Consider the following 13,815-nt stretch of genomic DNA (forward strand, 5'->3'; position numbering starts at 1 on the left):
CAACGTCCAAGGAAGTTACGGAGATAGGGTAATCCTATGAAGACAAGGACTATTAAAATGAAGAAAGCGCTCCTCGGCAGCCTGGTATCCGCTGCCTTGCTGACCAGCTTCAATCTGAGTGCCGCCTCTGCCGGTCAGGCAGTGGACGCTCAAGCCGCCACCGACAATGCATCCAAAGTTTCCCAGCAGAAGATCGACACCTACGCCGAATCTGCCGAGTCTGCCCTGGCCCAGTACAAGGCAGCCCTGCGCCAGGCGGACAGCCTGCGCGCTTACAACGAACAAGTGGGCAAGATGGTCGATTCCCAGGCCAGCGAGCTGGCCTCGATGCAGCGCCAGATTGCCCAGATCGATCAGACCAGCACCGAAGTGGTGCCCTTGATGCTCAAGATGATCGACTCCCTCGAGCAGTTTGTATCGCTGGATCTGCCGTTCCAGAAGGTCGAGCGGGAGGACCGCGTGGCGGCCCTGACCGACCTGATGAACCGGGCCGATGTCACCATCTCCGAGAAGTACCGCAAGATCCTGGAGGCCTACCAGATAGAGGAGGGCTTCAGCCGCACCATAGAGGCCTACAAGGCCAGTCTGGACAAGGATGGCAGCGAGAAAACCTACGAATTCCTGCGGGTGGGCCGCATCGCCCTGCTCTACCAGTCCCCGGACGGCATGGAAACAGGGGTCTGGAACAAGCAGACCCGCCAGTGGGAAGCCTTGCCACAAGAGTATCGCAGTGCAGTCGAACAGGGCTTGCGTATCGCCAAGAAGCAGGCACCGCCCGCACTGATCAAGATGCCGGTACAAACTGCGGAGAAAGCATCATGAAAGGAATCAAACTCGCCATTGCCTCCCTGATTGCGGGAGCTACCCTGTTCACCCTGCCGGTGACCGCCGCCGAGAAACCGGTGGACCTTAACGCCCTGCTGAACCAGGTCAAGGCCTCCAGCCTGAGCGAATCCCAGCTCAACAAGGAACGGGAAGCCCGCTTCCTGGCCGACAAGAACCAGCAGACTGCGTTGCTGGCCAAGGCCAAGGCCGAGCTCGCCGCCGAAACCGCCAAGGGCGAGCAGCTCAAGGCCACCTTCGATGCCAATGACAAGCAGCTGACCGAACTGACCGACACCCTGCGCCAGCGTTCTGGCAACATGGGTGAGATGTTCGGGGTAGTGCGCCAGTTTGCCGGTGAGTTCAAGGGCATTTTCCATGCATCGCCCATGCGGATCCTGCATCCGGAGCAATCCGAACTGCTGACCAAATTGGCAGAGAGCAAGGAGTTGCCCTCCAGCGAAGAGCTGGAAGCCTTCTGGACCGCGACCCTCAGCCGCATGGTTGATGGTGGCAAGGTGAGCCATATACCGGCAACGGTTGTGTATGGCGAAGGCAACCAGGCAGACAAGACAGTCACCCAGATCGGTGAGTTCAACACAGTTCTGGAAGGCAAGTACCTGAACTTTGTGCCGGAAACCGGCAAGTTCGAGCAGCTCTCCCGTCAACCTGACAGCAAGATCACCTCACCGATCGCTGACTTTGAACAGGGCGGCGATGGCCTAAAACCCATCTATATTGACCCGTCACGGGGTGTGATCCTCTCTCTGCTGGTGCAATCACCGACACTGGGCGAGCGTATCGATCAGGGTGGCGCAGTAGGCTATGTGATCCTGGCGCTGGGTGCCATCGGCGTGCTGCTCGCCCTGTTCTGCGGTGCTCGTCTCTCCCTGATCGGCGGCGCCATGCGCAAGCAGCTCAAGTCCGACAAGGTGATCAAGGGCAACCCGCTGGCTGACATGCTGACGGCCTATGAGACCCACCGCGGTGACAACATAGAGGATCTGGAATCCAAACTGGATGAAATCATACTGCGCAACGTGCCCAAGCTCGAGAAAGGGGTCGGCATCATCAAGCTGATCGCCTCGGTGGCGCCGCTGCTGGGCCTGCTGGGTACAGTGGTCGGCATGATTGCCACCTTCCAGGCCATCACCCTGTTCGGTACCGGCGATCCCAAGCTGATGGCGGGGGGTATTTCAGAGGCGCTGGTCACCACAATGCAAGGTCTGGTCGTCGCCGTGCCCATGCTGTTCCTCTATACCCTGGTACAGACCCAGAGCCGCCGCCTGATCCAGATCCTGGAAGAGCAGAGCGCCGGTTTCGTCGCCCGTTATCAGGAAAGCCTGCACGCCTCCAAAGCCGCAGCGTAAGGAGTCTCCCATGTGGTTCTGGTTGATAGAAGAAGCGGAGTCCATTCGCCGCTTCCTGGGAATGGGAGGAGATGTGCTGGTTGCCATCTTCTTCCTCACTCTGCTGATGTGGGCCCTGCTGCTGGAACGTTGGATCTATTTTCTGACTGTCTACCCGCAGCAGGCGAAAGGGACACACCAAACCTGGCAGGCACGCCAGGATCATCTCTCCTGGTCTGCCAAGCAGATCCGGCGTGAGCTGGTCTCCCGGGTGGCGCTGGCCGTGGACAAGGGGATGCCGGTCATCAAGGTGTTGATCGCACTCTGTCCCCTGATGGGGCTGCTGGGAACCGTGGTCGGCATGGTGCAGGTGTTTGACACCCTGGCCATCACTGGCACCGGCTCCCCCAGAGCGATGGCATCCGGTATCTCCAAGGCAACCATTCCGACCATGGCAGGCATGGTCGCCTCCCTGTCGGGCCTGTTCTTCGCCAGTCGCCTTGAGCACAAGGGCCGACTCGCTGTCGACAAGCTGGAAGACAGTCTGAAACACGGATAAGTCAGGGACAGATAGCTGGCGGGGAGTCTCTCCCCGCCCGATACAAGCAAGGAGTTTTTGCTATGAGAAAGCGTCACAGCGCAAGCAGCGCAGACGAGGCGGCGATCGATATGACCCCCATGCTGGACATAGTGTTCATCATGCTGATCTTCTTCATCGTCACCACCTCGTTCGTCAAGGAAGCCGGGGTTGAGATCAACCGCCCGAGCGCCAATACCGCCGAGACAGTGAAAAAAGGCAACATCATGGTCGCAGTCCGTGAAAACGGTCAGGTCTGGGTCGACAAACGCATGGTCGAAGTGGGTGCAGTTCGCGCCAACATAGAACGACTGAGAGCGGAAAACCCGGAAGGCGCCGTAGTCATTCAAGCCGATGTTGAATCCCGCTCCGGTGTCGTGGTGCAGGTGATGGATCAGATCCGCATGGCGGGAGTACAGAACATCTCCATTGCCGCCAACAAAGACGGCTGATGCCAGGGGTCACCTATGAGATACCTGATATCCTTTGCCGCCGCCTTCCTGGTGGTGTTCGGCCTCTTTTGGGGCATGAACAAGCTGGTCAACCAGGACAGGCGCGAGCTGCAGGAAAAAGAAGACGTCAGCATGGTCGACTTCATCCGCCTCAAGCCGCAGGAGACACTGCAAGAGAAACAACGGGAGCTGCCCAAGCCGCCGCCGCCGAAACGCCCGCCCCCCCCTCCCGAGATGGAAGTGGCCAGTACGGACAGGCCCAAGATGGAAAGCTCGCCCATGGACATGCCCAAACTCGACCTGCCGGTCAACATAGGGGGCGGCAACGCCCTCGGTGCCTACAGCACGGGCGGCGGTGGTGGCGGTATGGGTGGCAACAACGGTGCCATTCCACTGGCGACCTTCGAACCCATGATGCCCCGCAAGGCGGCGCTGGCCGGGCTCGCCTCCGGCAAGGTTCTGGTGGAGTTCACCGTGACCGAACGCGGCACCGTCAGCAATATCCGCATCGTGAAGGAAGAGCCGCGCAGCTATGACCTCGGCAAGGCCGCGCGCAAGACCATCACCAAATGGACCTTCAAGCCGGCCATGGTGGACGGCAAGCCGCAAGCCAGTCGCATGCAGCAAGAAATCGAGTTTGCGACCAACTAAGGAAGGTGGCGATGAAAAAGTTACAGACCCTGATCCTCGCCCCGGTTGCCATGGCGGTGCTGCTCAGCACCGCCAGCTGGGCCGCCGAGCAACCAGCCCTGTCGGATCGCGCCTATCGCGCGGTCAACAAGGCGCAGGAGTTGATCACAGAGAAGAAATACGGCGAGGCCAATGCCAAGCTGCAGGAGGCGCTGTCAGGTGCCGGCGAGCGCGTCTACGACAAGGGGGTGATACTGCAGACCCTCGGCTTCGTGGCCGCACAGCAGGAAAAATACGGTCAGGCGACCAAGTACTTCGCCGAGGCCATCGCCACCGGCGGCCTGCCACAACCCGTGGCACAGCAGGTGCGCTACAACCTGGCACAGCTCTATATGGCGGAGGGGAACTTCAAGGGTTCCATCAGCACCATGAACCAGTGGTTTGCGAGTCTGGGCAAGGATGAGAAACCGACCCCGCACGCCTACATTACCCTGGCCAACGCCCATGTGCAGCTCAAGCAGTATCGAGAGGCCATACCTGCGGTGGATCAGGCCATCAAGCTGTCGGCGGGCAAGGCGCCGGAGTCCTGGTATCTGCTCAAGATGGCGGCGCACTACGAGCTGAAACAGTACAAGCCGGCCACAGAGGTGCTGACCGCTCTGGTGGACAAGTTCCCGGAGAAGAAGAAGTACTGGACCCAGCTCTCCGCCATGCACATGCAGGCGGGCAACGATGCCAAGGCGCTGGCGGCGCTCGAATCGGCCTACAACCTCGGCATGCTGACCGAGTCGGCCGAATTGCAGCGCCTCGCCAACTACCTGGCCTTCGCCGGCATTCCCCACCGCGCGGCACGCGTGATGGAGAAGGCGATAAAGGAGGGGAGCATAGAGAGCAGTGCCGCCAACTACAAGACACTGGCCAACTACTGGCATCAGGCCAAGGAGCTGGATCCGGCCATCGATACCCTGGCCAAATCCTACCAGATGGCCCCCAGTGCCGAACTGCAGCTCAAGATGGCGCGCATGATGATCCAGAGCAAACGCTATCAGGATCTGGTGGCCCTGGCCGCCAAACCGGCAGCCAATGCCAGTGGCGAACAGCGGGCGGATCTCAAGTTCCTGACCGGGGTCGCCTATTTTGAGCAGAAAAAGCCGAAGGAGGCACTGAGTGCCTTCACCCAGGCTGCACAGAATGGCAACGTCAGCGGTCGCGCTGCCCCCTGGATCAGCTTCCTCAAGGAGCAAGAGGGAGAGGCAGTCACGCAGTAAGCGCCAAGCGCACCGGCTCAGGCCATTCACTCCAGGGTCGAGGTCAAGGCTCAATGACGCGAAACGGGTGCGGGCGCCCTCCCCGCCCCCGTTTCATACCACAAGGGGTTCGCCCCACCGCTTGCCTTGGTGGCAATTGGCCGCTCTTCGGAGCGGTCTTTTTTATATCTGCGACCTCCTCTTTATATCTGCCGTCATAAAAAATCCGGAGCCTGGGCTCCGGATTGGGTCATTCATGGATACGGGCATTACCTCAACTGTGAGGGTGTCGGCAGCGCCTCCGTTGCGCCATCAGTAACTGCATACCTGCTTCCAACTGCCATCGGTCGCCTTGGGCTCGCTGCTGGTCCACCAATTCGCCTGCCACACCACCTTGTTATGGGTGATGCGATCGCCACCACCTGCGTGATCCCCTTGCGGCCAGGTCGGGTAGGCCTTGTAGGCCGCCGGATTGACGTTCTGGCTGCTGCAGCTGGTGCCGCCCGGGTTCTCGCCACCACCAGTGCCGAGCTCGGCCTCTGGCAGGGTCGGGAACTCGACCTTGAGACCTATGGTCTGGCTGCCGCTGATGATACGCATGCCGCTCGGCACACCGGCGGCGGGCAGGTAGTAGGTCATGGCGACTTCAACTTCAGCGCCCGGCGCCAGTGTCTGCCAGCTCGGCAGGTTCATGGCGACCTTGTGGAAGTCCTTCTCGTTGGCAATGCCCTCCGAGTTGTCGTTGCCACCGCTCTCGACCACTTTCAGCCCCATACCGCTCTGATCCGTGATGGTATCAGAGGTGGATGTCGGCATCAGAAACTCGATGCGAGCGCCGCCCGGAATGGTCTGGGTCGACTTGTTAACCAGCTTGAGTTTCGGGTTGATCGGGTAGTTGGAGTCTCCTTCCTTGAAGCCGGAGAGGCTGACCTGGATGTCGAGCTGGGCACTCGGCGCGGCCAGATCATTCTGCTTGTTGTTGTACGGAGTTGCCTTGGCAAACTTCTCGTAGGCAAGCGTCGTCAGAGTGCTGCCCATGCCGTACTCGTTCTTGGCCGGATCGAAGGCGTAGTCGCCCGCCATCTCCCAGAACATGACGCCACCCAACCCGCGCTTGATGATGTAGTCCAGCTTGTGACCCATGGACTCTTCATCTTCGGTGGAGAGGAACACCTTCTTCTCCTCGTTCCAGAGCCAAGGCGCATGGGCCTTGTCATCGTAGTAACGCACATACTTGCCCTGCATCACGTGGGCCGGATTGTTGGGGTCCAGACCCCAGGCCGTGCCGTAACTCGGCAGCGTGGTGATGCCCAGGCTGGCCGCATGCTCCAGGTTCTTGGCATGCCACATGGGCACGGCGCCACCGCCGATCTCCTTGCCGTTCTTGTCCAGATCATGCCAGATGTTGTCGATGCCGACCGCACCATTGCCGCACGGAATCGTACTGCCACCGGTGCCCGGCTGACACTCGTTCTGGCTCGGCAGGGCAGCCTTGCCACCCAGACCGTGACTGCCACCGCTCACCCCCTGCCAGCCGCGGGTGTAATAGGGCACACCCACGTTGATCTTGCCGGCCGCCAGCGCACCACGGAAGTAGTGGGCAGACCAGGCGGCGTTGAGGTAACCGATACCGCCAAACTGGGCCTGATTGTATACGCCCCAGTGGGAGAGTTCGGGATCGGCATTGTTGTCGAACAGGGCCGCGTTGTGACCGACAAAGTGGTTCCAGGCACCGTGGAAGTCATAGGTCATCAGGTTGACGTAATCCAGATACTGGGTGACCTGGAAGTTCTCCATGCCGCGCAGCAGGTAGGCTGACGCCGGTGAGGCAATGGTCAGCATGTACTTGCGTCCATCCTCGGTACCGGCATTGTCGAGCCGCGCCCGCAGTGTCTTCATCAGCACCTCGTAGTTGGCAAACAGCTTGGCACGGCACTGGTTGGAGAGCGGGAAGTCGTTGGGGTTGCCTGCATCCTTCATGGAGGTGGGGTACTCGTAGTCCACATCCACCCCATCGAAACCGTACTGGCGGATGAAGCTCACCGCCGAATCGGCAAAGGCGTTGATGCCGGCGGTATTGACCGAGCAGTCGCCCTTGGTGGTGGCGGTGTAGAAGCCGCGGGTATCGGCCCAGCCTCCGACCGAGATAAGGGTCTTCACGTCCGGATACTGCTTCTTGTACTTGGAGATCAGGTTGAAGTGGCCCTGATAGGCGAATTCGGGATCCATCTCGGCGCCCGGCACACCATCCCAGGTCAGCTTGGTGGCCGCATCATCCACCTTGATCTGGTGACTCTGCTCGTCCACAGCCGCGAAGGCGTAGTTGATGTGGGTGAGCTTGTCCCAAGGGATGTCGTTCACCAGGTAGGCGGGCAAGCCATTCTTGCCAGTGCGCCAGGAGGTGAAGTAACCGATCACCCGGCGGGCGTGGTCATCCCCCATGCACTCGTAACCGTCCGGGCGATAGATCTGGCGAATGTCACAAGAGAGGTTGCCACCTGTGGGCGGCAGCGCCGCCTCTTCCACCTGCACATCGACCTGGGCAGACTCGCCCACCAGGTTTTCCTTGTCGGTAGCCACCAGTTTGAGGGCGGCAGCCCCCTTGCTCTGGGGCGTCCAGCTCACCTGCCAGGGGGCGCTGACGTCTTCACCGACTTTCTTGCCATCCACATAGAGCTCGACCCTGGCCACGTCATTGTTGGCATCGGTGACATTGCCACTGACCGCCACGCTGCGCCCCAGGGTTACCTTGGCGCCGCTGACCGGGCTGCTGATGCTCACCCCGGGCGCCTCTGGCGCGACCACGGCGTTGACGCTGAAGCTGGCATCCGCCTCGCTCAGCACAGTGCCATCCTTGTCCAGCCCACGAGATTTGAGTTGATGGGGGCCGACACCGGTAGCGACCCAGCTGGCCGACCAGGGGGCCCCGCTGCTCACCGCCACCTGCTGACCATCGATCAGATACTCGACCTTGACCAGGGCGCTGCTGTTGCCGCTCAGGGTGACCGCCAGGGCCACGGGTACACCTTCGTTGAAAACGCTACCAAGAGCGGGCGAACTGATTGCCAGCCCAAGGCCCGGAGTCGTGCCGCCGTCGTTGAACAGCTTCCAGGCATCAGCCCAGACTGCACCCACACCGGGGGCATAGTGATAGGGGGATGCCCCGCACCAGCCGGAGTAGGGAAATTCTTTGCATTCGTAGAGAGCGCCTGCGTTGCTGACCACATCGCCAGCCTTGTAAGCGGTGCCGGCCTGATAGGCGGGATAAGCGGCTTGTACCCAAGCGGGCATGGCAGCCAGGGCCACCAGCATGGCAAGTCTGCTGGGCCTTAAGGTCTGTTGCATATTGTTATCTTCCTTGTTTTGTCTTGGCATTGGTCACCAGGGCAAAGAACAAGCGCAACCGGCGTGATGGGAGCAGACAACTGGCAATGGACGTGCCACAAACACCACCTTCACCCTGGGAAGCCCCGCTATCTGGATCGACTGATCTGGAGACCGGAGGCATTGCGTCCCGGCATTTCGACCGGTTTGCCCTTTACCTGGGTTCCGTGAGGAACAAGCCGAGTATAGGAATCAACCAGCAGAGTCTCAATCTTCATTCTCGAAGAAAAATATGTGGATGCAAGCCAGATCACACTTTCCCGAGAACAGTGAATTAATTATTTTGTCATTAATTTCATAACGTTAGTCAGGTCAAAAAAACCAGCACTGCCCTCATTTGCATCCCGGTAATGTGCGTTGGCTCACTGGTATGACGTGCCAGAAATGTGACAATGCGCGCCCTTGGTCAAGGTGCCAAGGCTATGGAAACACTGGCAAAAAATAAAAAAGGAATCGTTATGAAAGGAACACGTACCCTGCTGTCGCTGGCCGTGGGGCTTGCGCTCGCGTCCCCGTCCGTCCATGCCGCCAGCTTCAGCTGCACGGCTGACAGTGCCCTCACCCCCATCCCCGTCATTCAGGGCATTGGTGGCAAGAGTCCCCTCATCCCCGATGGCAAGTTCGAAAGCGCCCAGAGCGTCACGGTCAAGGCGGTGGTCACGGCACTTGGTGAGAGTCTCAACAAGGGTTTCTACCTGCAGGATCTGCAAGGGGATGACAATCCCCAGACATCGGATGGCATCTTCGTCTACCTCAACGACAAAAACTTCGCCAGCAAGTACCCGGACATCAAGCCGGGTGCCGAAGTCTGTCTGGAGGCCAAGGTCGAGGAGTACTACAACCACACCCAGCTCAAGCCGGTCGTTGACAGCGGCGCCCCGCGTCTGCAGGTGCTCGCTCAGGGCTCTGTGCCTGCCGCCGTGCCGCTGCGGGTACTGGAAAACGAGACCCTGGCCCGGGCGCTGGAGCGTCACGAAGGGATGCGGGTACGCCTCGATGCCGACAGCGCGCTCAAGGTAAGCCGCAACTTCAGCTATGACTACGCCGCCAAACGCAACAATCTGGTGCTGTCACACCAGGCACCGCTGATGAAGCCGACCCAGCTGCATGCCGCCGACAGTAAAGAAGCCAAGGCGCTGGCCAGGGCCAATGCCCGCAACCGGGTATTCCTCGAGTCTGACTTCAAGGCCGCCGATGGCAAACTGCCCTGGCTGCCAGGCTGGGATCCGGAGCAGGGTTATCTGCGCATCGGCGATGTCCCGGTCAATCTGGATGCGCTGGTGGGCTACAGCTACAACGAATACCGGTTGATAGTGCCGCAGGATCAGGTGATCACCGCCGGCGATCTGCTGCGCACCAGCGATAACGATCGCCAAAGCGCACCGGCCCGTGCCGATGGCACCGACTTGCGTATCGGCAGCTTCAACGTGCTCAACTACTTCACCAGCCACTCCAGCGTGGGGGGGGCCCTCAATGTGCTGTGCAAGGATCAGGCGGATGCGGACAGCGCCAAGGGCTGCAACCGCGGCGCCAAAAACCTGGAGGACTTCCAGAAACAGCGTGCCAAGATAGTCAACGCCATCACTGAGATGGATGCCGATCTGCTCGGCCTGATGGAGATGGAGAACAACGGCTTTGACAGTCACTCCGCCATCAGTGATCTGGTGCAAAGCCTCAACGCCCAACAGAAGGAAGCTGACAAACAGTACGCCTTCGTGGCCCTGCCCAAGGCGCTGCTTGGCGACGAGCGCTTCTTCGGCGGCGACGCCATCATGGTGGCCATGATCTACCGGCCCGTCAAGCTGACGCCGCAGGGGGGTGCCAGCGTCATCACGCTGCCGGTACAGAAATACCAGGACGCGAAAGGAGTCGAGAAACAGGCCTCCCAGCGTGACTCCCTGGTGCAGAGCTTCACCGTCGAGGGCAGCAAGGAGCCGCTGACCCTGGTGGTCAACCACCTCAAATCCAAGGGATCCGGCTGCCTGGAGAACCTGGACGGCAAGGAGCCGGCCGATCTGCAGGGCAAGTGTACCGAGTTCCGGGTCAGTGCCGCCAAGGTGCTGGGCGACGCGGTGAACACGCTGCCGGGTATGGTCATGTTGGTGGGTGACCTCAACTCCTACGCCAGGGAAGATGCGATCCGGGTGCTGACCGACTATGTGCCGACCGAGGGTCAGCGCAAGATAGTCTCGGCCTCCCGGACCTTCCTCGGCGAGCAAGTCTATGAGCAGACCGGCAGCGAAGTGAGCAAGAGCTATGGCCTGATCGACATGAATGTCAGGTTCAACAAGGAGAAGGCTATCTCCTACAGCTACGAGGCCGAACTCGGTACTCTGGACTATGCCCTCGCCAACCCGGCACTGGCCAGCAAGGTAATCGCGGTCGCCGACTGGCACATCAATTCGTTCGAGAGCAACCTGTTCGAATATGGCCGTGGCTTCACCGGTGACATGATCAAGTCCGACAATCCGTTCAGCGCCTCCGATCATGATCCCATCATCGTCAACCTCAAGCTGAAGGAAGAGAGCAACGGCGGTGGTGGTGCCATGAGCGCCCTGTTGCTGGCCCTGCTGCCCCTGGCCTGGCGTCGTCGCCGCAACTGATGCGACTTTGCCATCATGCCAAAGCCCGCTGCGATGCGGGCTTTTTTACGAACAGGAGACGGCCGGACACAACATGAGCCAAAACAAAAAGGCCACCGCGATAACGGTGGCCTTTTGGCTTCTTGTCACAAGAATGTGGTGGAGCTACGCGGGATCGAACCGCGGACCTCTTGCATGCCATGCAAGCGCTCTCCCAGCTGAGCTATAACCCCAAATTTTGTACTCAACAAATGGTTCTGGCGGCCATCTGTCGCAAATGGTGGTGGAGCTACGCGGGATCGAACCGCGGACCTCTTGCATGCCATGCAAGCGCTCTCCCAGCTGAGCTATAACCCCGAATTTCGTACTCAACAAATGGTTCTGGCGGCCATCTGTCGCAAATAGTGGTGGAGCTACGCGGGATCGAACCGCGGACCTCTTGCATGCCATGCAAGCGCTCTCCCAGCTGAGCTATAACCCCACAAAGGTCGGCCTGGGTGATACACACCGCACTGCCCTGGGTAATTCATCTTCAATCAGGAACCTGGTGGAGCTACGCGGGATCGAACCGCGGACCTCTTGCATGCCATGCAAGCGCTCTCCCAGCTGAGCTATAACCCCTTTGATTCCAGATTTTTCGAGGAGAATTTGGTGGAGCTACGCGGGATCGAACCGCGGACCTCTTGCATGCCATGCAAGCGCTCTCCCAGCTGAGCTATAACCCCAACTCACCTCGGCGCTGACGAAGTTATCTCCGGCAACGGAGGCGCATGATAGGCATCACCCGCTTTGCTGTCAACCCAAAAATAACACCGGCTGGAGCGTTTAGTCAAAATTCAAGCAGTTAGCTGTTTTTACCGGCAACCTTGCCGCTATCTCGCTGTTTTATGTCACAAATCTGGTTAACCGCGAAAAACACAGGCTCCCTTGCGGGAGCCCTTTATTGTCAGTGGAAGGCAATTTATCCGGCTGCCACCAGCCGCGGCAGCAGGCGACTTACTCGGCGGCCATGCGCGCTTCGATATACGCCAACGCGCGATCGATGCGAGCCAGCACGCGCTCTTTACCCACCAGCGCCATCACGGCGTCGATACCAGGGGAGATTATCCCAGACCGGTGACGGCAATGTGCGACGGCAAACTTACTCGGCGGCCATGCGCGCTTCGATATACGCCAACGCGCGGTCGATGCGAGCCAGCACACGCTCTTTACCCACCAGCGCCATCACGGCGTCGATACCAGGGGACTGACCCAGACCGGTCACGGCCACGCGCAGCGGCATGCCGACCTTGCCCATGCCCTGACCCAGCTCGGCGGCAGTGGCTTCAATCAGCTCGTGCAGCGCTTCGGTGGTCCAGGTGTCCAGAGCGGTCAGCTTGGCCTTGGCCAGCGCCAGCGGCTCGGCAGCGACGCCACGCAGGTGCTTCTTGGCAGCCGCTTCGTCGATCGCTTCGTACTCTTCAAACAGATAGCGGCTCTGGGCGGCCATCTCCACCAGGGTATTGCAGCGCTCGGCCAGCAGAGTGACAACCTCTGGCAATGATGGGCCCTTGCTGGTGTCAATCTTCTGGTTTGCCATGTGCCAGGCCAGATGCTTGGCCACATAGGCCGGATCCAGGCTGCGCATGTAGTGGTTGTTCAGCCACAGCAGCTTGTCGGTGTTGAAGGCGGAGGCGGATTTGGAGATGGCATCCAGGCTGAACAGCTTGATCATCTCGTCCAGGGTGAAGATCTCCTGATCACCGTGGGACCAGCCCAGACGCACCAGATAGTTCAGCAGCGCTTCCGGCAGGTAGCCGTCATCACGGTACTGCATCACGGAGACGGCGCCGTGGCGCTTGGAGAGCTTGGCACCGTCGTCGCCCAGGATCATGGAGACGTGGGCAAACTCCGGCACGGGCGCGTTCAGCGCCTTGTAGATGTTGATCTGGCGCGGGGTGTTGTTGATGTGGTCTTCGCCACGCACCACGTGGGTGATCTCCATGTCCCAGTCATCGACCACCACGCAGAAGTTGTAGGTCGGCGCGCCATCGGTGCGGCGGATGATGAGATCGTCGAGCTCGGTATTGGCGAACTCGATGCGGCCACGGACGTGGTCATCGAACACCACTGAGCCTTCGGTCGGGTTGCGGAAGCGAATAACGTGCGGCGCATCGGCCGGGTGATCGTGGGCCGCATCACGGCACTTGCCGTCATAGCGGGGCTTCTCGCCGTTGGCCATCTGACCTTCGCGCAGCGCGTCCAGGCGCTCACGGGAGCAGTAGCACTTGTAGGCACGGCCATCGGTCAGCATCTCGTCGATGATGCCGTTGTAGCGGTCGAAACGCTTGGTCTGGTAGTAGGGGCCCTCATCCCAGTTCAGCTCCAGCCATTCCATGCCCTCAATGATGGCGTCGATCGCCTCCTGAGTGGAACGTTCCAGGTCGGTATCCTCAATACGCAGCACGAACTCACCGCCCTGGCTCTTTGCAAACAACCAGGAATAGAGTGCGGTACGGGCACCGCCGACATGCAAAAAGCCGGTCGGGCTGGGAGCAAAACGGGTTTTGACTTTCATCTTTAAGCCTTGTGTAGAGGGCCTTGGGCCAATTCGTTAGAAAAAACCGTCGCATTTTAGCACTCAGAATCCCGGATGGGAAAACCATGAGGCCGTTGCGGGCTAAAGTAGGGGGTTAAATTTGCTGCCCGGCCGCCTGCAGCCTGATATTTGAGGGGGATCGCAAAACCGAAGCGGCATTTCCGATTTGCTATGGGAAGTGTTGGAGAGCTGCC

At 59.9% G+C, this 13,815-nt stretch carries 9 protein-coding genes, 5 tRNA genes and 1 riboswitch; of the genes, 7 read left to right on the forward strand and 7 right to left on the reverse strand.

The window, feature by feature from the left end; all coding sequences use genetic code 11:
* Positions 1-57 precede the first annotated feature (57 nt).
* From GWQ31_RS12780 to GWQ31_RS12805, 6 genes are all read left to right on the forward strand, one after another.
* A complete protein-coding gene (locus GWQ31_RS12780; protein WP_275909514.1) occupies positions 58-822 on the forward strand; it encodes a DUF3450 domain-containing protein in 765 nt (254 codons plus the stop codon).
* Entirely contained in the window at positions 819-2,192 is a 1,374-nt protein-coding gene (locus GWQ31_RS12785; protein WP_159167081.1) for a MotA/TolQ/ExbB proton channel family protein, read from the forward strand. The genes GWQ31_RS12780 and GWQ31_RS12785 overlap by 4 nt, the downstream gene beginning before the upstream one ends.
* A 10-nt stretch (positions 2,193-2,202) precedes the next feature.
* A complete protein-coding gene (locus GWQ31_RS12790) occupies positions 2,203-2,730 on the forward strand; it encodes a MotA/TolQ/ExbB proton channel family protein (protein ID WP_021139801.1) in 528 nt (175 codons plus the stop codon).
* A 62-nt stretch (positions 2,731-2,792) separates the two neighbouring features.
* Positions 2,793-3,200, forward strand: a complete 408-nt coding sequence (locus GWQ31_RS12795; protein ID WP_021139802.1) for a biopolymer transporter ExbD — start codon at positions 2,793-2,795, stop codon at positions 3,198-3,200.
* Positions 3,201-3,215: 15 nt separating this feature from the next.
* Positions 3,216-3,851, forward strand: a complete 636-nt coding sequence (locus GWQ31_RS12800) for an energy transducer TonB (protein ID WP_021139803.1) — start codon at positions 3,216-3,218, stop codon at positions 3,849-3,851.
* Between the two features lie 11 nt (positions 3,852-3,862).
* Positions 3,863-5,098 carry a tetratricopeptide repeat protein gene (locus GWQ31_RS12805; RefSeq protein ID WP_275909515.1) on the forward strand — a complete coding sequence of 412 codons (1,236 nt, stop codon included), beginning with the start codon at positions 3,863-3,865 and terminating at the stop codon, positions 5,096-5,098.
* A gap of 291 nt (positions 5,099-5,389) precedes the next feature.
* Here GWQ31_RS12805 and GWQ31_RS12810 read toward each other — a convergent pair whose 3' ends face one another.
* The gene (locus GWQ31_RS12810; protein WP_275909533.1) at positions 5,390-8,389 is read right to left on the reverse strand and encodes a glycosyl hydrolase family 18 protein; all 3,000 of its coding nucleotides are present in this window, start codon (positions 8,387-8,389) and stop codon (positions 5,390-5,392) included.
* 148 nt (positions 8,390-8,537) lie between these two features.
* Positions 8,538-8,623: riboswitch (cyclic di-GMP riboswitch) on the reverse strand.
* Between the two features lie 296 nt (positions 8,624-8,919).
* Here GWQ31_RS12810 and GWQ31_RS12815 point away from each other — a divergent pair.
* On the forward strand, positions 8,920-11,064 hold the full coding sequence (locus tag GWQ31_RS12815) for an ExeM/NucH family extracellular endonuclease (RefSeq protein WP_275909516.1): 2,145 nt from the start codon (positions 8,920-8,922) through the stop codon (positions 11,062-11,064).
* A 136-nt stretch (positions 11,065-11,200) separates the two neighbouring features.
* On the opposite strand, the gene GWQ31_RS12820 is transcribed toward GWQ31_RS12815, so the two are convergent.
* From GWQ31_RS12820 to gltX, 6 genes are all read right to left on the reverse strand, one after another.
* Positions 11,201-11,276, reverse strand: a tRNA-Ala gene (locus GWQ31_RS12820).
* Positions 11,277-11,324: 48 nt separating this feature from the next.
* Positions 11,325-11,400 (reverse strand) — tRNA-Ala (locus GWQ31_RS12825).
* 48 nt (positions 11,401-11,448) lie between these two features.
* Positions 11,449-11,524 (reverse strand) — tRNA-Ala (locus GWQ31_RS12830).
* A 64-nt stretch (positions 11,525-11,588) separates the two neighbouring features.
* Positions 11,589-11,664 (reverse strand) — tRNA-Ala (locus GWQ31_RS12835).
* A 28-nt stretch (positions 11,665-11,692) separates the two neighbouring features.
* Positions 11,693-11,768: transfer RNA gene (locus GWQ31_RS12840), tRNA-Ala, on the reverse strand.
* A 416-nt stretch (positions 11,769-12,184) separates the two neighbouring features.
* A complete protein-coding gene (gltX, locus tag GWQ31_RS12845; RefSeq protein WP_275909517.1) occupies positions 12,185-13,600 on the reverse strand; it encodes a glutamate--tRNA ligase in 1,416 nt (471 codons plus the stop codon).
* Between the last annotated feature and the right edge of the window lie 215 nt (positions 13,601-13,815).

The sequence above is a fragment of the Aeromonas sp. 2MA4 genome (genome assembly GCF_029237305.1).
Classification (GTDB): domain Bacteria; phylum Pseudomonadota; class Gammaproteobacteria; order Enterobacterales; family Aeromonadaceae; genus Aeromonas; species Aeromonas salmonicida.